This is a genomic window from Polaribacter pectinis (genome assembly GCF_014352875.1).
GTDB lineage: Bacteria > Bacteroidota > Bacteroidia > Flavobacteriales > Flavobacteriaceae > Polaribacter > Polaribacter pectinis.
Map to the genome: position 1 here is coordinate 992924 of NZ_CP060695.1, position 23522 is coordinate 1016445.

Annotated in this window: 25 protein-coding genes and 2 tRNA genes; 16 read left to right on the forward strand and 11 right to left on the reverse strand. The window is 28.8% G+C overall.

Translation table 11 applies throughout. From position 1 onward, the window contains the following. Positions 1-283 precede the first annotated feature (283 nt). Positions 284-1834 (reverse strand): DEAD/DEAH box helicase, encoded by a 1551-nt coding sequence (locus H9W90_RS04700; protein ID WP_088353420.1) that lies wholly within the window; start codon positions 1832-1834, stop codon positions 284-286. A 60-nt stretch (positions 1835-1894) separates the two neighbouring features. Next, positions 1895-2296: a bacillithiol system redox-active protein YtxJ gene (gene ytxJ, locus H9W90_RS04705; RefSeq protein ID WP_187483309.1), complete on the reverse strand. Its 402-nt coding sequence runs from the start codon at positions 2294-2296 to the stop codon at positions 1895-1897. Positions 2297-2495: 199 nt separating this feature from the next. Between ytxJ and clpB the strand changes: the two genes are divergently transcribed. Both clpB and H9W90_RS04715 read left to right on the forward strand, forming a co-directional pair. Continuing rightward, complete coding sequence (clpB, locus tag H9W90_RS04710; RefSeq protein ID WP_187483310.1) at positions 2496-5105, forward strand: ATP-dependent chaperone ClpB; 2610 nt, start codon at positions 2496-2498, stop codon at positions 5103-5105. An 89-nt stretch (positions 5106-5194) separates the two neighbouring features. After that, positions 5195-5692, forward strand: a complete 498-nt coding sequence (locus H9W90_RS04715; RefSeq protein ID WP_187483311.1) for a SixA phosphatase family protein — start codon at positions 5195-5197, stop codon at positions 5690-5692. 20 nt (positions 5693-5712) lie between these two features. On the opposite strand, the gene H9W90_RS04720 is transcribed toward H9W90_RS04715, so the two are convergent. Further along, entirely contained in the window at positions 5713-6468 is a 756-nt protein-coding gene (locus H9W90_RS04720) for a DUF6503 family protein (protein ID WP_254712526.1), read from the reverse strand. A gap of 82 nt (positions 6469-6550) precedes the next feature. On the opposite strand from H9W90_RS04720, the gene smpB reads away from it, so the two are divergent. The 5 genes from smpB to H9W90_RS04745 all read left to right on the forward strand — a co-directional run bounded on the left by smpB (position 6551) and on the right by H9W90_RS04745 (position 10251). Further along, a complete protein-coding gene (gene smpB, locus H9W90_RS04725; RefSeq protein WP_187483312.1) occupies positions 6551-7015 on the forward strand; it encodes an SsrA-binding protein SmpB in 465 nt (154 codons plus the stop codon). 9 nt (positions 7016-7024) lie between these two features. Next, a complete protein-coding gene (locus H9W90_RS04730; RefSeq protein WP_187483313.1) occupies positions 7025-7951 on the forward strand; it encodes a geranylgeranylglycerol-phosphate geranylgeranyltransferase in 927 nt (308 codons plus the stop codon). After that, a complete protein-coding gene (locus H9W90_RS04735; protein ID WP_187483314.1) occupies positions 7952-8530 on the forward strand; it encodes a Maf family nucleotide pyrophosphatase in 579 nt (192 codons plus the stop codon). It begins immediately after the preceding gene. A 123-nt stretch (positions 8531-8653) separates the two neighbouring features. Then, entirely contained in the window at positions 8654-9607 is a 954-nt protein-coding gene (locus H9W90_RS04740; RefSeq protein ID WP_187483315.1) for a transketolase family protein, read from the forward strand. Positions 9608-9657: 50 nt separating this feature from the next. Then, a complete protein-coding gene (locus H9W90_RS04745; RefSeq protein WP_187483316.1) occupies positions 9658-10251 on the forward strand; it encodes an outer membrane beta-barrel protein in 594 nt (197 codons plus the stop codon). Between the two features lie 79 nt (positions 10252-10330). Here the strand turns inward: H9W90_RS04745 and H9W90_RS04750 are convergent, their stop codons facing one another. After that, on the reverse strand, positions 10331-11203 hold the full coding sequence (locus H9W90_RS04750; protein WP_187483317.1) for an FKBP-type peptidyl-prolyl cis-trans isomerase: 873 nt from the start codon (positions 11201-11203) through the stop codon (positions 10331-10333). 81 nt (positions 11204-11284) lie between these two features. On the opposite strand from H9W90_RS04750, the gene H9W90_RS04755 reads away from it, so the two are divergent. Both H9W90_RS04755 and H9W90_RS04760 read left to right on the forward strand, forming a co-directional pair. Further along, positions 11285-11665, forward strand: a complete 381-nt coding sequence (locus H9W90_RS04755) for an RNA-binding S4 domain-containing protein (RefSeq protein WP_187483318.1) — start codon at positions 11285-11287, stop codon at positions 11663-11665. After that, positions 11662-12165, forward strand: coding sequence for a phosphoribosyltransferase domain-containing protein (locus H9W90_RS04760; protein WP_187483319.1), 504 nt, complete (start codon positions 11662-11664; stop codon positions 12163-12165). The genes H9W90_RS04755 and H9W90_RS04760 overlap by 4 nt, the downstream gene beginning before the upstream one ends. Here the strand turns inward: H9W90_RS04760 and H9W90_RS04765 are convergent. After that, the gene (locus H9W90_RS04765) at positions 12157-12672 is read right to left on the reverse strand and encodes a shikimate kinase (protein ID WP_187483320.1); all 516 of its coding nucleotides are present in this window, start codon (positions 12670-12672) and stop codon (positions 12157-12159) included. The two genes, H9W90_RS04760 and H9W90_RS04765, sit on opposite strands and share 9 nt — an antisense overlap. A 96-nt stretch (positions 12673-12768) precedes the next feature. Here H9W90_RS04765 and H9W90_RS04770 point away from each other — a divergent pair. From H9W90_RS04770 to H9W90_RS04780, 3 genes are all read left to right on the forward strand, one after another. Beyond that, positions 12769-12841 (forward strand) — tRNA-Lys (locus H9W90_RS04770). 48 nt (positions 12842-12889) lie between these two features. Next, positions 12890-12973 (forward strand) — tRNA-Leu (locus tag H9W90_RS04775). Positions 12974-13052: 79 nt separating this feature from the next. Beyond that, complete coding sequence (locus H9W90_RS04780) at positions 13053-13856, forward strand: carboxypeptidase-like regulatory domain-containing protein (protein ID WP_187483321.1); 804 nt, start codon at positions 13053-13055, stop codon at positions 13854-13856. Between the two features lie 77 nt (positions 13857-13933). Here H9W90_RS04780 and H9W90_RS15480 read toward each other — a convergent pair whose 3' ends face one another. After that, on the reverse strand, positions 13934-14062 hold the full coding sequence (locus H9W90_RS15480; protein ID WP_302849811.1) for a hypothetical protein: 129 nt from the start codon (positions 14060-14062) through the stop codon (positions 13934-13936). Between the two features lie 169 nt (positions 14063-14231). Here H9W90_RS15480 and H9W90_RS04785 point away from each other — a divergent pair, with 169 nt between their 5' ends. The 4 genes from H9W90_RS04785 (at position 14232) to H9W90_RS04800 (ending at position 19589) form a co-directional block, all read left to right on the forward strand. Then, entirely contained in the window at positions 14232-15464 is a 1233-nt protein-coding gene (locus tag H9W90_RS04785) for a M48 family metallopeptidase (RefSeq protein WP_187483322.1), read from the forward strand. 71 nt (positions 15465-15535) lie between these two features. Then, on the forward strand, positions 15536-17755 hold the full coding sequence (locus tag H9W90_RS04790; RefSeq protein WP_187483323.1) for a RelA/SpoT family protein: 2220 nt from the start codon (positions 15536-15538) through the stop codon (positions 17753-17755). Between the two features lie 72 nt (positions 17756-17827). Next, positions 17828-18277: a Fur family transcriptional regulator gene (locus tag H9W90_RS04795; RefSeq protein WP_187483324.1), complete on the forward strand. Its 450-nt coding sequence runs from the start codon at positions 17828-17830 to the stop codon at positions 18275-18277. Between the two features lie 40 nt (positions 18278-18317). After that, entirely contained in the window at positions 18318-19589 is a 1272-nt protein-coding gene (locus tag H9W90_RS04800) for an adenylosuccinate synthase (RefSeq protein ID WP_187483325.1), read from the forward strand. A 159-nt stretch (positions 19590-19748) separates the two neighbouring features. Here H9W90_RS04800 and H9W90_RS04805 read toward each other — a convergent pair whose 3' ends face one another. Genes H9W90_RS04805 through nirK form a run of 5 tightly spaced genes read right to left on the reverse strand, consistent with a single transcriptional unit; the run spans position 19749 to position 23461 of the window. Next, positions 19749-20087 (reverse strand): cupin domain-containing protein, encoded by a 339-nt coding sequence (locus H9W90_RS04805; protein ID WP_187483326.1) that lies wholly within the window; start codon positions 20085-20087, stop codon positions 19749-19751. 29 nt (positions 20088-20116) lie between these two features. After that, positions 20117-20500 (reverse strand): group III truncated hemoglobin, encoded by a 384-nt coding sequence (locus tag H9W90_RS04810; RefSeq protein ID WP_187483327.1) that lies wholly within the window; start codon positions 20498-20500, stop codon positions 20117-20119. Between the two features lie 6 nt (positions 20501-20506). Then, on the reverse strand, positions 20507-21229 hold the full coding sequence (locus tag H9W90_RS04815; RefSeq protein ID WP_187483328.1) for an SCO family protein: 723 nt from the start codon (positions 21227-21229) through the stop codon (positions 20507-20509). 7 nt (positions 21230-21236) lie between these two features. After that, entirely contained in the window at positions 21237-22004 is a 768-nt protein-coding gene (locus H9W90_RS04820; protein ID WP_187483329.1) for a formylglycine-generating enzyme family protein, read from the reverse strand. A gap of 2 nt (positions 22005-22006) precedes the next feature. Further along, positions 22007-23461: a copper-containing nitrite reductase gene (gene nirK, locus H9W90_RS04825; protein ID WP_187483330.1), complete on the reverse strand. Its 1455-nt coding sequence runs from the start codon at positions 23459-23461 to the stop codon at positions 22007-22009. Between the last annotated feature and the right edge of the window lie 61 nt (positions 23462-23522).

Consider the following 23522-nt stretch of genomic DNA (forward strand, 5'->3'; position numbering starts at 1 on the left):
AATAAGTACAGCAAATGTATATTATTTTTTAATATAAATTACAAAAGCAAAAAAAAAGTATCTTTTTTTTGAAATATATTTTTTATCAGTAAATACAAGTGTTTCGAATGATAATTGAATGTGATTTTTATACTGAAGTGAAATTTTATTCTAAAATTTGATTATAATTTCTGCCTAAAAACGTCAATTATCAACAAAAACTATAAAAAACATTCTTCCTCATAAAAACGCAATTATAAAGCATAAAAAAGCTCTGAATTTTCAGAGCTTTTAATTTACATTTTTATTCATCTATTGGTGGATGACCATGAATTTCTTCAAAATCTTCATCGAAATTTTCTCTTAAATAAGCGTTTAGTTTCTTTCTGTAATCGTCTTTTAACCACGTTACAAAATTGTGCGTACTTTTAGAAATACATTTTGCATATCTGTTAATTCTATCATCTATCTCCTCACCTAACATTTTTGCTAAAATTAAAGCATCAAAAACATCTTCACTGTTTTCAATACACATTTTTGCATGATGAACAATTGATTTTTCTAATACTCTTTTAGAAGATTCTCCAGCTTTTATTGTTTCGATATATACATTTTTCATATCGAAATAAGTATCTGTAGAATTTGCAAATTCCACTTTTACATTTGCTGGTAATTCATATCTAAAGGTACTTTCTATTTCTTCATCCGAAAGAATAGCATCTAAATAATAATCCGGCGCTCTAAACATTTTTTGCCAGTCTAAATCTGCACCCCAAGGACCAAATCTGTGGAAATTGTTTCCTAAATCAATTACATCAAACGTGTTTTTATCTCCAAAAATACGAGAACCACGTCCAATCATTTGATAATATAAAGTCAACGATTTTGTTGCTCTGTTTAAGATAATTGCTTCAATACTTGGCTCATCAAAACCAGTTGTTAAAATACTTACAGAGGTAATAATTGCATTTGGAGTTTTGTGAAACCATCTTAAAATAAGCTCACGTTCCTTTTTTGTATTTGTATTGTCTAAATGCGCAATTGGATATCCTGCTTTTTTAAATGCGTGAAAAACTTGAATTGAAGTATTAATACCGTTGTTAAAAATCAACGTTTTTTTACCTTTTGCGGTTTCTTCATACGCACTTACCAATTTGGTAAGCATGTCTGTATTCATGTATAAATCTTCGGAAGATTTTACAGTATAATCTCCATTTGCCCCAACTTCCAAAGAAGTTAAACCAACATTGTAAGAATACATATTTGCTTGTGCTAAATAACCACTTTCAATTAAATGATGAATTGGCTCACCAACATATAATTCCTGATAATTCTCATACATTGGTAATTTAATGTTAGAACTTAAAGGAGTTGCAGTTACACCAAGAATGAAAGATTGATCGAAAAACTTAAAAATTTTAGTAAAAGAGTTGTAATGTGCCTCATCTACAATAACTAAACCGATATCAGAAATATCTAACTTATCGTCATTTAATCTATTTTTTAAAGTTTCAACCATCGCCACAAAACACATAAACTCGTCTTGATCGTCTAATTTTGCTGTACTATTTATTATTTTGTTTTCTACACCAAACTCAATAAGCATTTTAGAGGTTTGCTTACTTAATTCAATTCTGTGCGTTAATACTAAAACTTTCTTTTTAAAAGTTTCTATATAACGTCTTACAATTTCAGAAAAAATTACTGTTTTTCCACCTCCTGTTGGTAATTGATATAATAAATGATAATCTTGAGGCGCTGTTTCAAATCGATTAAAAATCTCTTGAAGTGCATCTTTTTGATAACCGTATAATTCTTTACCTATAATTGTTTGCGAAGTGTTTGTTTCTGCCAAAAGTTTAAAAATTTAGAAAGACAAAAATAAGACTTATTATAGGTTTTACCCAAATTTTAACTACATAAATCTCGATAAGTCTGTTTGTGTGATTTCGTAGTGAGAAGCATCATAGACAGAAACTCCATTTCTAACCACAATTAATTGCGGAGATTGGTGCATTACTTGGAACTTATACCCTACTTCATCAGAAACATCTCTGTAATTTAACAAGTCTAAATAATACACTTTTAAATTTTCATGTTCTTCCGAAAACAACTTTTCGAACTGTTTTATAACCATACTACTAATACCACATCTTGTAGAATGCTTAAAAATTAGTACAGCTCCTATTTCAGATTCCTTTTTAATCATTTCTAATTGCTCCAAAGAAGTTAATGGAATCCAGTTTAAGTATGACTTTTTTTCTGGTTTTGTTTCCTTTTCACTTTTGTCGCCAAATATATTGTTAAATATGCCCATCTCTATGTTTTTGTTCTTTGTCGATACAAATATAAGAAACTTTCAATTGACATAAAGTCAGTAAAAACAATACTTTACAAGACATTTTGACTTGTTTTTTACGATAATTTTATTTGGTATTAAAATTGCTCATTATCGATTGTAAATGAAAAATTAAATAACAACAAGGGCTTTAAAACCTTTGCTAAAAAAAATAAATATGAATTTTAATAATTATACAACAAAATCGCAAGAGACCATACAAATGGCGCAGCAGATTGCGCAAGGTTTTGGTCATAATCAAATAGAAAATGAGCATATTTTTAAAGCATTAACACAAGTAGATGAAAATGTGTTGCCTTTTTTATTGAAGAAATTAAATATTAACTTAAATGTTGTAGACCAAATTTTAGACAAACAATTAGAGAGTTTACCTAAAGTTTCTGGAGCAGAATTAATGATTTCGAGAGAAGCAAGTAAAACATTAACAGAAGCGTCTGTAATTGCTAAAAACATGAAAGATGACTATGTTTCTATCGAACATTTAATTTTGGCAATTTTTAAATCGAAAAGTAACATTGCACAAGTTCTAAAAGACCAAGGTGTTACAGAAAAGCATTTAAAAGCAGCAATTGAAGAATTAAGAAAAGGAGAAAGGGTAACTTCTCAATCTCAAGAAGAAACCTACAATTCTTTGAACAAATTCGCTAAAAACTTAAATAAATTAGCGCAAGATGGAAAATTAGATCCAGTAATTGGTAGAGATGAAGAAATTAGAAGATTGTTACAAATTTTATCAAGAAGAACAAAGAATAATCCGATTTTGGTAGGAGAACCAGGAACTGGTAAAACCGCTATTGCAGAAGGTTTAGCACACAGAATTGTAGATGGAGATGTTCCAGAAAATCTAAAAGACAAATTAATTTTCTCTTTAGATATGGGTGCATTAATTGCAGGTGCAAAATACAAAGGAGAATTTGAAGAACGACTGAAAGCCGTTATTAAAGAGGTTACAAATGCAGATGGAGATATTGTACTTTTTATTGATGAAATTCACACCTTAGTTGGTGCTGGAGGTGGACAAGGTGCCATGGATGCAGCAAACATTTTAAAACCTGCTTTGGCTCGTGGAGAATTGCGTGCAATTGGAGCGACGACTTTAGATGAATATCAAAAATATTTCGAGAAAGACAAAGCATTAGAAAGACGTTTTCAGAAAGTAATTGTTAACGAACCAGATACAGAAAGTGCCATTTCTATTTTAAGAGGAATTAAAGAGAAATATGAAGCACACCATAAAGTTCGTATTAAAGACGAAGCAATTATTGGTGCTGTAGAATTGTCTCAACGTTATATTACCAACCGTTTTTTACCAGATAAAGCTATTGATTTAATGGATGAAGCTGCTTCCAAATTACGTATGGAAATCAATTCTAAACCAGAAGAATTAGACGTTTTAGACCGTAAAGTAATGCAGTTAGAGATTGAAATTGAAGCAATTAAGCGTGAGAAAGACGAAACGAAGTTGAAATCTCTACGTTCTGATTTAGCAAATTTAAAGGAAGAACGAAACGAAATTAATGCAAAATGGAAATCTGAAAAAGAGGTTGTAGATAATATTCAGAATGCAAAATCTGATATCGAAAACTTTAAGATTGAAGCAGAAAAAGCAGAACGAGATGGAGATTATGGTAAAGTTGCTGAAATTAGATATGGAAAAATCAAAGAAGCTGAAGGTAAATTAGAAGAATTTCAGAAAATATTAAGCGAAAATAAGAATGAGAAATCTTTAATAAAAGAGGAAGTTACTTTAGATGATATTGCTGAAGTTGTTGCAAAATGGACTGGAATTCCTGTCATAAAAATGATACAATCTGAACGTGATAAATTGCTAAAATTAGAAGACCAATTACATAAAAGAGTTGTTGGCCAAGAAGAAGCAATTGTTGCAGTTTCAGATGCTGTTAGACGCTCGAGAGCAGGTTTGCAAAATCCGAATAAACCAATTGGTAGTTTCTTGTTTTTAGGAACTACAGGAGTTGGAAAAACAGAGTTGGCAAAAGCATTGGCAGAATATCTTTTTGATGATGAAAATGCAATGACAAGGATTGATATGAGTGAATACCAAGAACGCCATTCTGTAAGTAGATTGGTTGGTGCGCCTCCAGGATATGTTGGTTATGATGAAGGTGGACAATTGACGGAAGCTGTTCGAAGAAGACCTTATTCTGTAGTGCTTTTAGATGAAATTGAAAAAGCGCATCCAGATACTTTTAATATCCTTTTACAGGTTTTGGATGAAGGAAGATTAACGGATAATAAAGGACGTGTTGCAGATTTTAAAAACACCATAATTATTATGACTTCAAACATGGGAAGTCATATAATTCAGGAGAAATTTGCAGACCCAAAAGCAGATTTAGAAGCAGTTACTGAAGTTGCAAAAATTGAAGTTTTAGGGTTGTTAAAACAATCTGTAAGACCAGAATTTTTAAACAGAATTGATGATGTAATTATGTTTACACCTTTAACACAGGGTAATATTTTTGAAATTGTAAAATTACAGATAGAGCATTTAAAGAAAGTAATTGGCAAACAAGAAATTACATTAGATGCAACAGATGAAGCAATTAAATACTTGGCAAAAAAAGGTTATCAGCCAGAATTTGGAGCAAGACCTGTAAAAAGAGTAATTCAGAAAGAAGTTTTAAACGAACTTTCGAAAGAAATTTTATCAGGAAAAATAACAACAGATAGTATTATTTTATTAGATTCTTTTGATGATAAATTAGTTTTTAGAAATCAGTCGGATTTGGTTGAGAACATATAAGTTAAGTTTGGTTAGTTTGGAAAAAGCGATGTTGTAAAAGGCATCGCTTTTTCTTTTTTGATTATATTCGTTGTTCAAATTTAACTATCATGAAAAAAATCTTATTTTTATTTGTATTTGCTTTTGGTTTATTAACTTTTTGTACTTCTCAAGAAACGACAACGTATTATTTAATTCGTCATTCAGAAAAAGATAGATCAGATAAAACAAATAGCAACCCAGATTTAAATGAAGATGGTCAAAAAAGAGCGGCAAATTGGGCAGATTATTTTGAAGATATCGATTTAGATGCTGTGTATTCTACTAACTACAATAGAACCATGCAGACAGCTACTCCAACTGCAGAAAGCAAAGCTTTGGAGATTCTAAACTACGACCCAAGAAACATGTTTGATGCTGAATTTGAAAAAGCTACTAAAGGAAAAACAGTTTTAGTTGTTGGGCATAGCAACACAACTCCTGCTTTTGTAAATAAAATTTTGGGAGAGAAAAAGCATGAGGATTTGGACGATAATGACAATGCAAGCTTGTTTATTGTTACTATTTCTGGAGATAAAAAAACAAGCAGAATAGAAAAGATTGAATAAGGAAGTATCTTCTAAAAAGTTTACTCTAAAATAATAACTTCAATATCTTTTAAAACGATTTCAGATACTTTTTTAAGTTGATTTTCCTCGTAAGCTTTATCTATATCTATCAATTTAATATCCTTATTTAAAGGTTTGTAGTTATGATAATCTACAAAACGAACTCCATTTTTTACACATTGTTCTTTTAAAACACGAAAGCGTTTTCCACCATCATTTGTGTGATAAGAATACGCTAAATAATCTATCAAAAAATCTTCTTTACCAACCCAATAAATAAAAACATCTTCGAAGTCTTCTCCTCCTCCATCTTCAGAAAAAGTTATTTCAACTTTATAATATTCTTTTCCTTTAACTGTTGATGATTTTAAAAGCTTTTTATGAACTGCTTTATCATTTAAACCGAAAGGTAAAACTGAAAAATAATGTACAGAATTAACTGAATTTGTATATTTTGAAGCAACTTTTCTATCTAAATTTACTATTTCATCATCAATTAATCTTTCAAAATTAGTATTTGTTAAAATATCTTCAATTAATACGGAATCTTTCTCAAAACTTCTGGTTAACTTAAAAATCCCATTATTTCTTTCAGCCAAATAATCTACATTTCTAAAATTATATGAGATTACAGAATTAGCAACTTTATCTGCACCTGAATAAGCAATAGTTTTATCTATAATTTGCTGTGCAGTTAATTTTTCTTCAGAATTATTACAGGAAATTAGAAAGATGAATAAAAATAAAGGTAAATATCTCATTGGTTTTTGTTTCATTTTGTCGAAAATAGAATTCAAAATTACATTTCTTTCCCGAATCTAAAAATGTATCTTTGTTAAAAATAAAAATTGATTATTGATGGTTCAAAAAAACATCAACATAAAAAATAAAAAAGCGCGTTTCGAATTTGAAATTTTAGACAAATATGTGGCTGGAATTCAATTAACTGGAACGGAGATAAAATCGATAAGATTAAGCCAGGCAAGAATTACAGAGAGTTTCTGTGAATTTAACGATCGAGGCGAATTGTTTATTGTAAACATGTACATTCAAGAATATATGTTTGGCCATCACTTTAATCATAAACCAAAAAGTGAACGCAGATTGTTAATGAATAAGCGCGAATTACGTAGTTTAAAAAAAGATGTGGAAGCAAAAGGAAACACAATTGTACCACTTCGTTTATTTATAAATGACAGAGGTTTTGCAAAATTGGAAATAGCTTTAGCAAAAGGAAAACAAACCCACGACAAGCGTGAAGTTATTAAAGATAGAGATAACAAACGTGATTTAGCCAGAATAAAAAAGAGTTTTAATTCTTAAAACTATTCTATGATTTCTTTTTTAAAACTCATTCGCTATAAAAATCTTTTAATGGTTTTATTAACGATGGTTTTAACTAAATATGCTTTATTAGATTCAATATTTATTAGTATTCCAGAAAGAAATTATCAGTTTTCTATTCTAATTTTTTCAGTAATATTTATAATGGCTGGAGGTTACATTGTAAATGATATTTATGATATAGAAATTGATAAAATAAATAAACCTAATAAGGTTTTTATAGATAATATCATTTCAAAAAAAAATGCTTGGAAAGTTTATTTTTTATTAACTTCAATTGGTCTATTACTAGGTTTTTATTTGTCTTTTTTTGAAGGAACAACAAGTAATAGTTTATATTTTCTACTTATCATTTTTATACTTTTTGTTTATTCTAAATATTTAAAAAAAACATTTTTTTTAGGAAATCTTGCTATTTCCTTTTGTTTATCAATGGTAATTTATATTACTTATGTTTTTACATCTGAAGCTATAATTTATTCAGAATCATTAGAAGAATTTGTTGTTTATAAAATAAATCATCATGATATACTTGGACCCGTTTTAGCCTATTCGTTTTTTGCTTTTTTAACAACTTTAGTAAGAGAAATTATAAAAGATATTGAAGATATTAATGGAGATCTAAAATTAAATGCCAAAACATTACCAATCATTATAGGTAGAAATAGATCAAGTATGGTGGCTATTTTTTTTACAGTAATATTATTAATTATTATCATTATAATATTGCATTTTTTTGAAAATGAGGTTGTTTTTATATCTTATGCAATAGCCTTTATTATAATACCTCTAATTTATGTTTTATTCAAATTACTATCCGCAGAAAAGAAAAAAGACTTTTCTAAATTGAGTAGTTTAATGAAGCTTATTATGCTATTTGGAATTTTATCAATGTTATTATTTACAATTCAATAAATGTTAAGAGAAAAATTAAAAAACTACAATGTAATTTTAGCTTCTAAATCGCCAAGAAGACAGCAATTTTTTAAAGATTTAGATATCGATTTTACGATTCAACTAAAAGAAGTTGAAGAAATTTACCCTGAAGAGTTAAAAGGAACAGAAATTACAGATTTCTTGGCCGATTTAAAATCGAAACCTTTTAAAGACTTAACAAAAAATGATATTTTAATAACTTCAGATACCATTGTTTGGTTAAATGAAAAAGCTTTAGGAAAGCCAAAAAATGAGCAAGAAGCTTTTGAAATGTTACGTGATTTATCCGGAAAAAAACACGAAGTAATTACATCAATAAGTATTAAAAGTGAATATTTTCAGAAAATAGTAAATGATACAACTTTTGTTACTTTTAAAGAGTTAACAGACGAAGAAATAAATTACTACATTAAAAACTACAATCCTTATGACAAAGCTGGCGCATATGGCATTCAAGAATGGATTGGTTTTATTGCCATTAATAATATGGAAGGAAGTTATTTTAACGTTGCAGGTTTACCAGTTCATAAACTTTATAAGGAATTGATGGATTTATAATAGAGACTTCCTCACATTATGTTAAAAAGTCTTTACTCTAAACTCTCTTTTATCTTCTTTTAAGTGAAATAAAAGTTTATTTTTACGCAAAATTTTACAACACAACATTTTTATAATTTTATAATGAAGAAATATACATTCACAGAAAAAAAAGACACACGTTCTGGTTTTGGAGACGGTTTAACTGAATTAGGTAGAACAAACCCTAACGTAGTTGCTTTATGTGCAGATTTAATTGGTTCTTTAAAAATGGATCAATTTATTAAAGAAAACCCAGAAAGATTTTTCCAAATTGGTATTGCAGAAGCAAATATGATTGGTATTGCAGCTGGTTTAACAATTGGTGGTAAAATTCCTTTTACAGGAACATTTGCAAACTTTTCTACGGGTCGTGTATATGATCAAATTCGTCAATCTGTTGCTTATTCTGGTAAAAATGTAAAAATTTGTGCATCTCACGCAGGAGTTACTTTGGGTGAAGATGGAGCAACACACCAAATATTAGAAGATATTGGTTTAATGAAAATGTTACCAGGAATGACTGTTATAAATCCTTGTGATTATAATCAAACAAAAGCTGCAACTATTGCAATTGCTGATTTTGATGGTCCTGTGTATTTACGTTTTGGTCGTCCAAAAGTACCAGTTTTTATGCCAGAAGATGCAAAATTCGAAATAGGTAAAGGAATTCAATTAACTGAAGGAACAGATGTAACTATAGTTGCAACAGGTCATTTAGTTTGGGAATCTCTACAAGCTGCAGAAAAATTAGAAGCAGAAGGAATTTCTGTTGAAGTAATAAACATACACACAATTAAACCTTTAGATGAAGATATCATTTTAAAGTCTGTTGCAAAAACTGGTTGTATAGTTACTGCTGAAGAGCATAATAAATATGGTGGTTTAGGTGAAAGTGTTGCAAGATGTTTAGCAACTAACGCTCCTACTCCTCAAGAATTTGTTGCAACAAATGATACTTTTGGAGAATCTGGAACACCAGAACAATTAATGGCAAAGTATGGTTTAGATGCAGATGCTGTTGTTAAAGCTGTTAAAAAAGTAATTTCAAGAAAATAAATTCGTTTATATTAAAAACCCTCAATAAATTAATTTAAAATAGAAAAAAAATGAAAAAAGTTATTTTAATGTTGTGTTTGGCTTTCGCTTTTAGTCAAACTTCTTTTGCACAAATAGACTTTGGTTTAAAAGGTGGTGTAAATTATAATAATAATGGAGACGCTACATTTAAATCTGCTGGTAATGATGTTATTACAGGTGCAAAATCTAAATCTGGTTATCATGCAGGTTTATGGTTTCGTGGTAAAATTCCAGTAATTGGTTTGTATTTAAGACCAGAAATTGTCTTTACACAAGTTAAAAGTGAATATACAGACACAAATAACGCAAAATCTGATTATGAATTCAAAAAAATTGATGTTCCTGTTTTATTAGGAAAGAAATTTTTAGGAGTTGCTAATGCATTTATTGGTCCATCTTTTCAATATATAATTGATGATGAATTTAGCTTTAGAAACGTATCTACAGATGATTTTGATAAATTTTCAGTAGGACTTCAAATGGGAGTTGGTGTAGAATTAGGAAGAGTTGGTATAGATGTACGTTGGGAAAGAGGTTTATCTTCAACTGAAGCAAATTTTGCAAACGTTACTGTAGATAATAGAACAAATCAAATAATATTTGGACTTTCTTTAAGACTGTAAAAAAACAAATACACTTTACAAAAAAAGGCTCTTGATTTCTCAAGAGCCTTTTTTTATGTGATAGTTTTACCTAAATTAATTAATTAATATCTGGATTTAAATAATCTGGTAAATCAGGATTATTAGGATCACTAAAATCATTTGCAGGATTTCCATCACCATTTTCATCTTCATCTTTAGTTAAAGTACCATCATTGTCATCATCTACGTCTAAATAATTAGCTATAAAATCTCCATCTGTATCATCATTTCTTGGATCTAAATCTCCATCAGGATCTTCAAAAATAGAAGCAACACCATCATTATCATGGTCTGTGTTTTCTATAATATCATATAAGTTAATATAAAATAATAAATTTTCATTTGCTCCAATAGAAGTATTACCTACATTTCTATATGCCAATCCAGAAGGAATAAATAAAATACCTTTTCCACCGTTTTCATAAGTAATAGGTCCGTTTGCAGTAACATTTTTACCGCCTTTAAATTTTGGAAAACTATATGCCCAACCTCTAATAACGCTGTTTAAAGTAAACCAAATTCCGTTGTTTCTATCAAAAGTAGTACTTAAGCTATCTGTTTTAAGAATTCTTTGACCAGAATATTTTACTAAAACAGAATCCATTACTGTAGGAAAACCTTTTACAGGCTCTGGGTTTCCAATTCTATTTACATAATAATATAAAATGTAGTCTATATCATTTTCAGTTACATCTATAGACTTTAAATTTGCATCTTCAGATAATGCTGTTTTACCACTAGTTAATAGTTTAACAGAATCTAAAGTAGAATCGTAATAATGTTTTTTGAAAAATGAAACTAAAGAATCATTATCTATTAAAGCTTGTGCTTCATGATCGAAATTATCTACAGTAAGAGAATTATTATCTCCACAAGAATAGATTAGGATAGTAAAAATTGCAAGTGCAATTATATTTTTTATTTTATTCATTTTAATACTAAAATTTTGAAGGCGCAATTTACCATTTTTATACCTTTGTAAAAAGACAAACGTTACATTTTAACTTTTTTTATGAGAATTGATAAATATTTGTGGTGCATTCGCGTTTTTAAAACAAGAAGTTTAGCAACAACAGCCTGTAAAAAAGGTCAAGTAAAGATAGATAATACTAGTATAAAACCTTCTAAAGAAGTCTTTGGAAACGAATTACTTTTGGTAAGAAAAAACCAGATAAATTATCAAATAAAAGTTTTAGATTTACCTGAAAGTAGAGTTGGCGCCAAATTAGTAGACCAATATCGAAAAGATGTTACACCAAAAGAAGCGTTTGAGAAAAACGAAATGCTTAAATTCGCAAAGGATTATTACAGGAAAAAAGGTACAGGAAGACCTACCAAAAAAGACAGAAGAGATATAGACGATTACCAAGAAGATACAACAGAAGAAATATGACAACTACCAATAATGTAATTTTAGATGCTAAAGAAATTGAGCAAAAGATTAAAAGAATTGCCTATCAAATATATGAAGCTAACAGCAACGAAAAAGAAGTTGTAATAGCTGGTATTATTGGTAATGGATCTATTTTCGCTGAAAAATTAGTTGATACTTTACTTAAAATATCTACATTAAAAGTAACTATTTGTGAAGTAAGAATTGATAAGAAAAACCCTTTAAAACCTATTACTACCTCAATTGATGTTGATGATTATAAAAACAAATCATTAGTTTTGGTAGATGATGTTTTAAGTTCTGGCACTACATTAATATACGGAATTAAACATTTTTTAGATGTTCCTTTAAAAAGGTTTAAAACAGCTGTACTAGTTAATAGAAATCATAAAAAATATCCAGTAAAAGCAGACTTTAAAGGAATTTCACTATCAACTTCTATAAAAGAACATGTACAAGTTGAATTTTCTAAAAATAAATCAATTGCTTATTTAATGTAACAAGATTCTAATTTCAGTTACAATTTTATTAATTGTTTTATTATCTATTGGTAAAGTAAAATTAGCTTGTTCATAAAAATAACCTCTTTCAAAAAGATGTTTTGCAACAAATTCTGTTATTTTTTCATTATCTAAACTTGCAACTAATGGTCTTTTACTTTTTTCTTTTAAAAGCCTCTCCACTAAAGTTTTTATGGTTGTTTTTAAATATACAGAGATTGCGTTTGTAGTGTTTATAAAATCCATGTTATTGGCATAACATGGTGTTCCTCCACCTAAAGAAAGCACTAATTTTTCATCAGAATTTAGAATTTCTTTTAAATAAATGTGTTCTATTCTTCTAAAATAGATTTCTCCTTTTTCTTTAAAAATAGTAGAAATACTCATTTTTTCTTTCTCTTCTATATAATCATCTAAATCTATAAAATTGAGATACAGCTTTTTAGCCAATTGTTTCCCAATGGTAGATTTTCCTGAAGCCATGTATCCTAATAAAACTATTTTCACACTTTATTTATTTTTTACAAATATCTTAAAAAAAAAATCAAAATGATTGTTATATTTTCAATATTGATAGTATATTTGCACTCGATTTAAGAAGAAGACCTGGTAGCTCAGTTGGTAGAGCATCTCCCTTTTAAGGAGAGGGTCCTGGGTTCGAGCCCCAGCCCGGTCACAAAAAAAAAGTTAAGCAATCGCTTAACTTTTTTTATTTTAAACTAAAGCGCACGTGGCGAAATTGGTAGACGCGCAGCCTTGAGGGGGCTGTGTTCGCAAGAACGTGGAAGTTCGAATCTTCTCGTGCGCACTTTTTTAATTTTTCCTTTTTTATTACTTCTTCACAAATAATTAACCTTTACAAGTACTTTTATTATTATTTTTGCCAAATGCAAAAAATACTATTTACTCTGTGCTTATTGGTTACTATAAGCGCTTTTTCTCAAAATGATACTATTAGTGTTAAAAACCTAAAAGGTCAAATTATTCATGGTGAAAATAAAAAGGCATTAAGTGCTGCACATATTTTAAACCTAAACTCTGTACAAGGTACAATTACAAACGATAGAGGTTTTTTTGAACTACCAACTAGAGTTAATGATACAATTTTAGTTTCTTATTTAGGTTATGCTTCTATTAAATTAAAAGTTACCAACGATTTATTAAAAGGAAACGAACTATTAATTGCTTTGTATGAAAAACCTGAAGAAATTAGAGAAGTTGTAATTAAATCTACCAAATTAATTGGTGTTTTAGAAGTTGATATAAAGCAAGTTCCAAAAGATAGGTTTACCAGAATTAAAATTAATGGTTTACCACAAACTTACGAAGTTGGAAAACCTAAAGGAAAAGACTTCTCCTCTCCTATTGCAGCACTTTTTCAGCCTGTAGATTTCTTATATAATTTATTTGGTAAAAAACCTAAACAACTTAAAAAGCTTCAGAAATTAAAAAAAGAAGACGATTTACGTAAAATGTTAGCTGGTAAGTTTGACAGAGAAGTAATGATGGAATATCTAGATATGGATAGACAAGAACTTTCTGAACTATTAACAGATTGTAACTACTCTGAATATTTTATTAAAAAAGCATCAGATTTACAAATGATTGAAGCTGTTTTAGATTGTTATGAAAACTACAAAGCTCTCAAAAAAGGTAAAATAGAACGTAACAAAATACCTGAAAAAAATTAAATTCTTTAAATTGATAAGGGCCAAAAGCTATTAAACTTTTGACCCTAATCAACTATTAAAAACTAACTAATTACTAACTAAAATACAGTTGTTATGTATTTGTAGTTATATTTTCTTCTTGTATTCCAAGTGTATCTTTTTGAAGTAATAATTTCAGTTGAATCATTCTTGCTATTCTCTTTTGTTGTATTATTTATTGTACTCATTTTTATATTTTTTATTTACAACTATATGACGACTACATCTTTAATTAGTTACGTAAATAAATGAGTTTAACACAACTTTAAGAAATGGAGTTAAACTTGCTTCTAAACATTTAAAAATATAATTTAGCGCATCATACATTACCCATTTTTATTCCTAAACTTTAGAAAAATGCAACCTACAACGCTTTTTTATATTCTTATATCTATATTAGTTATCAGTTTTATTATTGATAAAATTCTAGACACATTAAATGCTAAACATTTTAATGATGAAATACCAGAAAAGTTAGCAGACGTATATGATGAAACCGAATACAAAAAATCTCAAGCTTATAAAAAGACAAATGACAAGTTTTCTAATTTAACGTCTACATTTTCAATCATTTTAACGCTTCTTTTTTTCTTTGTTGATGGTTTTAAATATGTAGACAATTTTGCAAGAAGTTATACTGATAATCCTATTTTGGTTGCACTCATTTTCTTCGGAATAATTATGCTAGGTTCAGATATTTTAACAACACCTTTCTCTTATTATAAAACTTTTGTTATTGAAGAAAAGTTCGGGTTTAACAAATCAACAAAAAAAATATTTTGGTTAGATAAAATTAAAGGTTGGTTTATGAGTATAATTCTTGGTGGTGGAATTTTATCACTCATAATTTGGTTTTATCAACTTACAGGAAAGAATTTTTGGGTTTATGCTTGGGTTTTAGTTGCTGTGTTTTCTTTGTTTATGAATCTGTTTTATTCAAAATTAATTGTCCCGTTATTCAATAAACAGACACCTTTAGAAGATGGAGAATTAAAATCTGCCATAGAAAAATATGCCCAAAAAGTTGGCTTTACATTAAATAATATTTTTGTTATTGATGGTTCTAAACGATCTACAAAAGCAAATGCTTATTTTTCTGGTTTTGGTTCACAGAAAAGAATTACGTTGTTCGATACTTTAATTAATGATTTAGAAACTGACGAAATTGTAGCCGTTTTAGCACATGAAGTTGGTCATTATAAAAGAAAACACATTATTTTTAATTTAACTACTTCAATTTTATTAACTGGGTTAACCTTATTTATTTTATCCCTATTTATCAATTCGCCGCTTTTATCTCAAGCTTTGGGTGTTTCTATACCAAGTTTTCATATTGGTTTAATTGCATTCGGTATTTTGTATTCACCAATATCAGAAATTACAGGTCTATTTATGAATTATGTTTCAAGAAAATTTGAATACCAAGCAGATAATTTTGCTAAAGAAACTTTTGCTGCAAAGCCATTAATTACTTCCCTTAAAAAATTATCTAAAAATAGTTTGAGTAATTTAACACCACATCCTGCATATGTATTTATGCACTATTCACATCCAACTTTATTAGAAAGAATTCAAAATTTAGAAAAGTAATTTCTTGTATGTTAAAATTCTTATTCCTAAATTCACTTTAGAATTTTAAACATCAATATTTTCAATAATTCATGGAATACACAGCAACTGTAGAAGAAGAAAATAAAGAAATTGCAAATCGTTACAAAGATTTGTTAAAGGGGACTTATGAAGTTTTATCTAAAGAAGATAAAGAACTCATAAGAAAAGCTTTTGATATTGCTGTAGATGCTCACTCTAAACAAAGAAGAAAAACAGGAGAACCTTATATTTTTCATCCAATAGCTGTAGCTAAAATAGTAGCTATGGAAATTGGTTTAGGTGCTGTTTCTATTGCTGCTGCACTGTTACATGATGTTGTAGAAGATACTGATTATACTATTGATGATATGGAGCAATTGTTTGGAGAAACTATTGCTAGAATTGTAAACGGTTTAACCAAAATTTCTCGTTTAAATAAAGAGCAAGATGCCTCTATACAGGCAGAAAACTTCAGGAAAATGTTGCTTACATTAAATGATGATGTAAGAGTTATTTTAATAAAAATTGCAGACAGGTTACATAACATGCAAACAATGGATGCAATGCCACCTCATAAACAGGTTAAAATTGCGTCTGAAACTTTATATATTTATGCACCTTTAGCACATAGATTAGGGTTGTATAACATTAAAACAGAGTTAGAAGATTTAGGTTTAAAATATACAGAACCAGAAGTTTATGCAGATATTGTAACTAAAATAAAAGAAAGTAAAGAAGAGCAACAAAGTTATTTAGAAACTTTTGCAGAAACCTTAAAAAAAGGTCTTGATAAAGAGAATTTTACTTATGATATAAAAGGACGTTTTAAGTCCATTTACTCCATCAGAAGAAAAATGAGAAGTCAGAATGTTACTTTTGATGAAGTATATGACAAATATGCTATTAGAATTATCTACTCACCTACTTCAGATGACGATAAATTTGATGCTTGGAAAATTTATACCATTGTAACAGATTACTTTAAACCGAATCCAACTCGATTAAGAGATTGGATTTCTCAACCTAAATCTACAGGTTATGAAGCGTTACATATAACTGTTGTTGGCCCAAAAGCACAATGGGTAGAAGTTCAAATTCGTTCTAAAAGAATGAATGAAATTGCAGAAAAAGGATATGCTGCCCATTTTAAATACAAACAAGGAAACACAAACGAAAGTGGTTTAGAAGCTTGGTTAAATAGATTAAAAGAATCTTTAGAAAACCAAAGTTTAAACGCTGTGGATTTTGTTGAAGAGTTTAAATTAAACTTATACTCTAAAGAAATTTATGTTTTTACTCCAAAAGGAGAATTAAAATCTTTACCAAAAGATGCATCTGCATTAGATTTTGCATTTACAATACATACAGATGTTGGATTAAAATGCAGAGGAGCAAAAGTAAACGGAAAATTAGTTCCTTTAAGCTATACTTTAAAAAGTGGAGATCAGATAGAAGTTATTACAAGTTCTACCAATAAACCAAACTCTAGATGGTTAGATTTTGTAATTACGGCTAGAGCAAAAACAAAAATTAGAGCTGCTTTAAAAGAAGAAGAAAAGTTAATTGCAGAAGAAGGAAAAGCAGCGTTGTTACGCAAACTTCGTCATTTAAAAATTCCTTTTAATGAAAAAACAACTAATGAATTAGTTAATTATTTTAAGTTAAAAACAAGTTTCGATTTATTTTATAGGTTTGGTAACGGTGCAATAGATAATACACAACTAAAAGCTTTTGTTTCTCAAAGAAATAGCACAATTTTAAACTTCTTTAAAACCAAGTTAAGAAGAAGTCCTACTGGTAAAGATTCTCCAGAAACAGATGAAGTTACTAACAAATATGATGCGTTAGTTTTTGGAAAAGAAGAAGAAAAATTAGATTACAAACTTTCTAAATGTTGTAATCCTATTCCTGGAGATAAAGTTTTTGGTTTTTTAACAATTAATGACGGTATTAAAGTGCATAAGATGAATTGCCCAAATGCAATTTCTTTACAATCTAACTACGCATATAGAATTATGCAAGCTAAATGGATAGATTCTACAAAACAAGATTTTAAAGCAATTTTAAAAATAAGTGGTGTAGACAATAAAGGAATTATAAATAATGTAACTAAAATTATTTCTAATAATATGGGAGTTTTTATTAACAGTATAAATATAGCTGGAGATGAAGGTGTTTTTGAAGGAAAAATAAGCTTAAGCGTTAAAAATAGCTCTCAATTAAACAAACTTTTAATAAGCATAAAAAAAGTAGAAGGAGTAAGAAAAGTAGAACGTGTTAATACTTTGTAAATATCATTCTTTCAAAAAGTCTTTTTTATTAAGAAATAACTGTAAATTTGTTTTTTCGTAAAAATGAAATCCATGAGTAATTCTCTTGAAAATCAAGAAATAGTTAAAAAAGTTTTTACTACTTATCTAGAAGAAAACAAACACAGAAAAACTCCTGAACGTTACGCTATACTTCAAGAAATATACGCAGCAGAAGAACATTTCGATATAGAATCTCTCTATATTAAAATGAAAAACAAGAATTATCGTGTAAGTCGAGCTACTTTGTACAATACTATAGATTTATTGCAAGATTGCGGTTTGGTAAGAAAACATCAATTCGATGGGCAATCTATGGCACGTTATGAAAAAAGTTATTTCGATAAAAATCACGATCATGTAATTTTTACAGATTCTGGTGAAGTAAAAGAGTTTTGCGATCCAAGAATACAAATTATAAAAAAAACCATAGAAGAAGTTTTTGATATTGATATTCATAATCATTCACTTTATTTTTATGGAACAAAAAAGAACAAATCTTAATTAACAATACAACAACACAAACAACAAATTAACACAACTAATGGCTGTAGATTTATTACTAGGATTACAATGGGGAGATGAAGGAAAAGGTAAAATTGTAGATGTACTTACATCAAAATATGACATCATTGCTCGCTTTCAAGGTGGCCCAAATGCTGGACATACATTAATTTTTGATGGATTTAAACACGTTTTACACACAATTCCTTCTGGAATTTTTCACAAAACAGCATTAAATGTTGTTGGAAATGGAGTTGTAATTGACCCAGTTATCTTTAAAAAAGAACTAGAAAATTTAGACAAACATAACATCGATTATACCTCTAAATTATTAATATCTAGAAAAGCACATTTAATTTTACCAACACACAGATTATTAGATGCAGCTTCAGAAACTTCTAAAGGAAAAGCAAAAATTGGTTCTACTTTAAAAGGAATTGGCCCAACTTATATGGACAAAACCGGTAGAAACGGAATGAGAGTTGGAGATTTAGAATTAGAAAACTGGAAAGAAAAATATGATGCTTTAACAGAAAAGCATTTAAAAATGTTAGCTTTTTTTGATGTAAAAATTGAATATGATTTAAAAGAGCTAGAAGCTGAATTTAGAAAAGGAATAGATAAATTAAAAACATTACAATTTATTGATAGCGAAGAGTTTTTAAATCAGGCTATAAAAGATAAAAAGACAATTTTAGCTGAAGGCGCACAAGGATCTTTATTAGATATTGATTTTGGAACATACCCATTTGTAACTTCATCTAATACAACAGCTGCAGGTGCTTGTACAGGTTTAGGTGTTGCGCCAAACAGAATTGGTGAAGTTTTTGGAATTTTTAAAGCTTACACAACACGTGTTGGTTCTGGACCATTTCCAACTGAATTATTTGACAAAGATGGTGAAGATATGGCAAGAATTGGTCATGAATTTGGAGCTACAACAGGAAGACCAAGAAGATGTGGTTGGTTAGATCTAGTTGCCTTAAAATACGCTGTAGATGTAAATGGTGTTACTCAATTAATGATGATGAAAGGAGATGTTCTTTCTGGTTTTGATACTTTAAAAGTATGTACTTCTTACAATTATAAAGGAGAAGAAATTTCTCATTTACCATATAATATTGAGCCTGAAAATGTTTCTGTAAATTATTCTGAATTTAAAGGTTGGGATGAAGATTTAACAAAAATGACTTCTGCAGATCAATTACCAAAGAATTTATTAGACTATGTTGCTTTTATTGAAAAAGAAACTGGAGTTCCTGTATCTATTGTTTCTGTTGGTCCAGATAGAAAACAGACAATTAATAGGTAATATTTATAAAATAAGAATTTGCAAAAAAGCATCATTTAATTCATTAAATGATGCTTTTTCTATTAAAAAACTAACTAAAAAATATTTTAAATATTATTTGTAGCCACTACTCTATTTTATACTATTGTGGTAATTTATATTCCTAATTGAAATAAATTATTATTCAATTACTTTTTTAACCCTACTTGTTTCGTCATTTTTTGTTAATGTCAATCGTATAACACTATCTTCTTTTGCTTTTAAGTCATGAGGAACATTACTATCTAAGCTTATTAAATTTCCTTTTTGAAGATTTAAAACTTCATTTTCTACACCAAAATCTATATTTCCATTCACAATTTCAACAACAATTGGGTAAGATGTTTTGTGCTTTTTCATCTCTGTTCCTTTATGCATTGCAATTCTTATTTCTTTTGTAAATGAAGTTTCGAACAATACTTTTATTAAAGGTTTTTCTTTGTTAAATTCTAATTCATTAAATATATCTGCTGTTTTCATTTTTATGATTTTTGATAATTATTTTTATGTTAACGATGATTAAAAATCGCCATAAACTGTCCATGAGCCATTCTTCTAGATGCTTCTTTTGCTTTGTTTGCTAATAACCCTTCAAAATGTTCGTCTATAGTTTGAAACCAAATTTGTAACCACCGTCCAAAATGTTCTTGACTTGTATTGTGGTTTAAGTTTCTATCTACATTTAAATGTTTCTGTGTTGGGTTTCCTTTAAATTTAGCAATTCCAAAAAGATTGGTTTCCCAGAAATCTGTTAGTTTCTCTAAATGTTCTGGCCATCTTTCTTCAGGAATATGACTGTTGAAAATAGGTCCCAACAAATCATCTTTTCTTATTTTAGAATAAAATATGTTTACTAATAGCGAAATATCTTCTCTTGTTTCTATCTCTTTCATAAACATCTATTGATTATTTACTGTTTCCATAATTTTTTCGATGGTTTCTTTATTATTTACCCCCAAACCTTCTTGCTGATGCACCAATTCTCCTTGTGGGTTAAAAACACTAATTATATTAGAATGTGAAAAATCTAAAGGAGATATTTCTTTATATTTTACGGATAAAACATTCGCAAATTCTCTAACACCACTCTCTGTTCCTTGTAAAAGCGTCCATTCATTACCATCCATATAATTTTCTATGGCAAACTCTTTCAATCTTTTTGGCGTATCTGTTTCTGGATCTATACTTACCAAAACATACTGAACATCTTCGTTTAATTCTTTCGGAATTTTGTCTTTAATATTTCTCATATCTGCAGATAATCTTGGGCAAGCAGCTTTACAAGTTGTGTAAATCATTACCATGACCAAAGTTTTTCCTTTTAGTTCTTTTAATTGGATAGTTTTTCCTTCTTCTGTATTCCATTTAGAAGTTAGGTTAAAAATTGATTCTTCTGAAATTTTATCACTTAAAATCTTTTTATTTTTTTCTAATAATTTTGAATTTGGTCTTAAATCCATTTTACAAATTGGACAAGAACCTTTTTCTCCATAAACTTTTTCGCCTTCACATTTCATTGGACATTGAAAACCAATTTCAACTACTTTTTTTGTTTCTTTTTTATCACAAGAAACTAATAATGTAACTGTTACAAAAAATATTATTTTTATTATCTGTTTCATTTTTCTTTTATTTATCATCTTTTACACATCTAAAACCGAGGTTTTTCATTGTATATTTCGCTTTTAAACTTCCTCTAATTGCATAACGCATAAATGCTGCATAATTCATTAAATCTGTTGCATTTACAGCTGCACTTCCACAGAACAAATTACTATCTGTATCTACATCTTTTCTCGATTCTCCCGTAATTAAAACCGAATTAAAATCTGAAGTCCACTCCCAAACTAAACCATGTAAATCATAAACTCGCCAATAATTTTTAAAAGTAGAACCAATTGTTTGATTGAATGTTTTTGGTTTTTCATACCAACTTAAAATAAAGGCATTATACTCTTTCAATTTTCTTGCATCTGGCATTTTTTTGTTAGCCATTGCAACATATTCCCATTCATCTACAGTTGGCAATCTTTTTCCTTGATTTTCACAATAACTTTTGGCTGCAAACCAAGAGATATTTGTAATAGGAGAATTCGATTTTTGATTATGATTTAGAATTGTGTCCGTTTTCCAATCTCTTAAATAACTTGCATCAACAAATAATTTAATAGCTTTACTTCTTTGCCATTTTGGTTGCTTTTTTACAAACGCTAAATACTCTTTATTGGTAACAGGGTATACATCCATCAAAAAATTATCAATAGAAACTTTCATAGAGTCTCTACCATATAAAGGAATGTATTCTCCTCCTTTTATTGGTACCATTTTAGATTGACAATTTGTTATAATTGAATTTAAAAACAGCACACAAATTGTCAATCTTAAAATAGTTTTCATGCTTATTTATTTTTAACTTCTTTAACCGTTTTTACGCTAACATTGGTTTTGTTATTGCCCCAAGAATTGTAAACGTAAGTCATAACATCTGCAACTTCTTCATCCGTTAAGGTCTGTTTAGTCATTATACTGTTATATTTTTTTCCATTTACAGTAATTTCTCCTGTTTTTCCATGCAACACAATACCTATAGCTCTTTTTACATCAGCATTTAAATAATCTGATTTTGCCAAAGGAGGAAAAGCATTTGGTATTCCTTGTCCTTCTGCTTGATGACAAGCAAAACATGTTTTCATGTACACTTGTTTTCCATCTGCAATCTTTTGTGCCAATGTTTTATCTTTGGTTGAAACAGCTTCTTTCTTTTTTTCTTTAGATTCTGGCATTGTTTGAATTGTGCTTCCTTCTGGGTGATAAATACCTTCTTGTTTAATACCAGAATATAAATCCTTTTTTTCTTCTCCTGTTACTTTTAACATTCCTAAAGCACCTTTGTTAAATGCTCTAAAGATTGCGTGATCTACTAAAATAAATGTCCCAGGAACATCAACTTTAAAATCTACAATTGCTGCTCCACCTGCAGGAATAGAAGTAGTTTGAACATTTTTATTGATTAAATCTCCACCTTCTACATGTACATTATCGAAAATCTCACCAATAACATGAAATGAAGAAGTTAAATTTGGCCCACCATTACCAACATATAAACGTACAGTTTCGCCAACATTTGCTGTAATTGCATTGTCACCAGTTAAGGCTCCTACTTTTCCGTTAAAAACTACATAATCTGCATCTTCTTTTACAGCTTTTGTCATATCGAAAGGCTGTAAACCTTTTTCCCCAGTAGCTCCTTTTGTGTAAAAATCTCCTTGCATAATGTAATATTCTTTATCAACTTTTGGCAAACCACCTTCTGGTTCTACTAAAATTAAACCATACATTCCGTTTGCAATATGCATTCCTACAGGTGCAGTTGCACAATGATATACATATAAACCAGGATTTAAAGTTTTAAACGAAAACGTTTTTTTATGGCCTGGCGCTACAAAAGAAGATTCTGCTCCACCTCCTGGGCCAGTTACAGCGTGTAAATCTATATTATGTGGTAATTTATTATCTGGGTGATTAGATAACGTAAACTCTACTAAATCTCCTACTCTAGTTCTTATAAAACTTCCTGGTACAGAACCTCCAAAAGTCCAATAAACATATTGCACACCATCAGACATGGTTCCTTCTTTTTCAAGAATTTCCATATTTACTAATAGTTTTTTTGCAGTTCTATTTCCTACTGGCGCAGGAACATAAGGTGGAGAAGTCAATTCTGCATCCATGGTTCCTTGTATATAAATATCTGCTGTATTTATACTTGCCATTTCTTTTTTATCTTCACTTTTACAACTTACTATTATTAAGCTTGTAATAATTAGTAAAGAAGCCATTTTAAATAGTTTCATTTATTTTTGTTTTTAGTTAATTTAAAATAAAAAGACCTTTTTATCTTTTATAAAACAAATT

Excerpts from the sequence above, each read along its gene's own strand:
- H9W90_RS04730 (WP_187483313.1), top strand. The coding sequence starts at position 7,025 with ATGATTTCTTTTTTAAAACTCATTCGCTATAAAAATCTTTTAATGGTT.
- H9W90_RS04745 (WP_187483316.1), top strand. The coding sequence starts at position 9,658 with ATGAAAAAAGTTATTTTAATGTTGTGTTTGGCTTTCGCTTTTAGTCAA.
- H9W90_RS04720 (WP_254712526.1), bottom strand. The coding sequence starts at position 6,468 with ATGAAACAAAAACCAATGAGATATTTACCTTTATTTTTATTCATCTTT.
- H9W90_RS15480 (WP_302849811.1), bottom strand. The coding sequence starts at position 14,062 with ATGAGTACAATAAATAATACAACAAAAGAGAATAGCAAGAATGATTCA.
- H9W90_RS04755 (WP_187483318.1), top strand. The coding sequence starts at position 11,285 with ATGAGAATTGATAAATATTTGTGGTGCATTCGCGTTTTTAAAACAAGA.
- H9W90_RS04780 (WP_187483321.1), top strand. The coding sequence starts at position 13,053 with ATGCAAAAAATACTATTTACTCTGTGCTTATTGGTTACTATAAGCGCT.
- H9W90_RS04760 (WP_187483319.1), top strand. The coding sequence starts at position 11,662 with ATGACAACTACCAATAATGTAATTTTAGATGCTAAAGAAATTGAGCAA.
- H9W90_RS04795 (WP_187483324.1), top strand. The coding sequence starts at position 17,828 with ATGAGTAATTCTCTTGAAAATCAAGAAATAGTTAAAAAAGTTTTTACT.
- H9W90_RS04790 (WP_187483323.1), top strand. The coding sequence starts at position 15,536 with ATGGAATACACAGCAACTGTAGAAGAAGAAAATAAAGAAATTGCAAAT.
- smpB (WP_187483312.1), top strand. The coding sequence starts at position 6,551 with ATGGTTCAAAAAAACATCAACATAAAAAATAAAAAAGCGCGTTTCGAA.
- H9W90_RS04740 (WP_187483315.1), top strand. The coding sequence starts at position 8,654 with ATGAAGAAATATACATTCACAGAAAAAAAAGACACACGTTCTGGTTTT.
- H9W90_RS04820 (WP_187483329.1), bottom strand. The coding sequence starts at position 22,004 with ATGAAAACTATTTTAAGATTGACAATTTGTGTGCTGTTTTTAAATTCA.
- H9W90_RS04815 (WP_187483328.1), bottom strand. The coding sequence starts at position 21,229 with ATGAAACAGATAATAAAAATAATATTTTTTGTAACAGTTACATTATTA.
- H9W90_RS04805 (WP_187483326.1), bottom strand. The coding sequence starts at position 20,087 with ATGAAAACAGCAGATATATTTAATGAATTAGAATTTAACAAAGAAAAA.
- nirK (WP_187483330.1), bottom strand. The coding sequence starts at position 23,461 with ATGAAACTATTTAAAATGGCTTCTTTACTAATTATTACAAGCTTAATA.
- H9W90_RS04810 (WP_187483327.1), bottom strand. The coding sequence starts at position 20,500 with ATGAAAGAGATAGAAACAAGAGAAGATATTTCGCTATTAGTAAACATA.
- H9W90_RS04735 (WP_187483314.1), top strand. The coding sequence starts at position 7,952 with ATGTTAAGAGAAAAATTAAAAAACTACAATGTAATTTTAGCTTCTAAA.
- ytxJ (WP_187483309.1), bottom strand. The coding sequence starts at position 2,296 with ATGGGCATATTTAACAATATATTTGGCGACAAAAGTGAAAAGGAAACA.
- H9W90_RS04800 (WP_187483325.1), top strand. The coding sequence starts at position 18,318 with ATGGCTGTAGATTTATTACTAGGATTACAATGGGGAGATGAAGGAAAA.
- H9W90_RS04715 (WP_187483311.1), top strand. The coding sequence starts at position 5,195 with ATGAAAAAAATCTTATTTTTATTTGTATTTGCTTTTGGTTTATTAACT.
- H9W90_RS04785 (WP_187483322.1), top strand. The coding sequence starts at position 14,232 with ATGCAACCTACAACGCTTTTTTATATTCTTATATCTATATTAGTTATC.
- clpB (WP_187483310.1), top strand. The coding sequence starts at position 2,496 with ATGAATTTTAATAATTATACAACAAAATCGCAAGAGACCATACAAATG.
- H9W90_RS04750 (WP_187483317.1), bottom strand. The coding sequence starts at position 11,203 with ATGAATAAAATAAAAAATATAATTGCACTTGCAATTTTTACTATCCTA.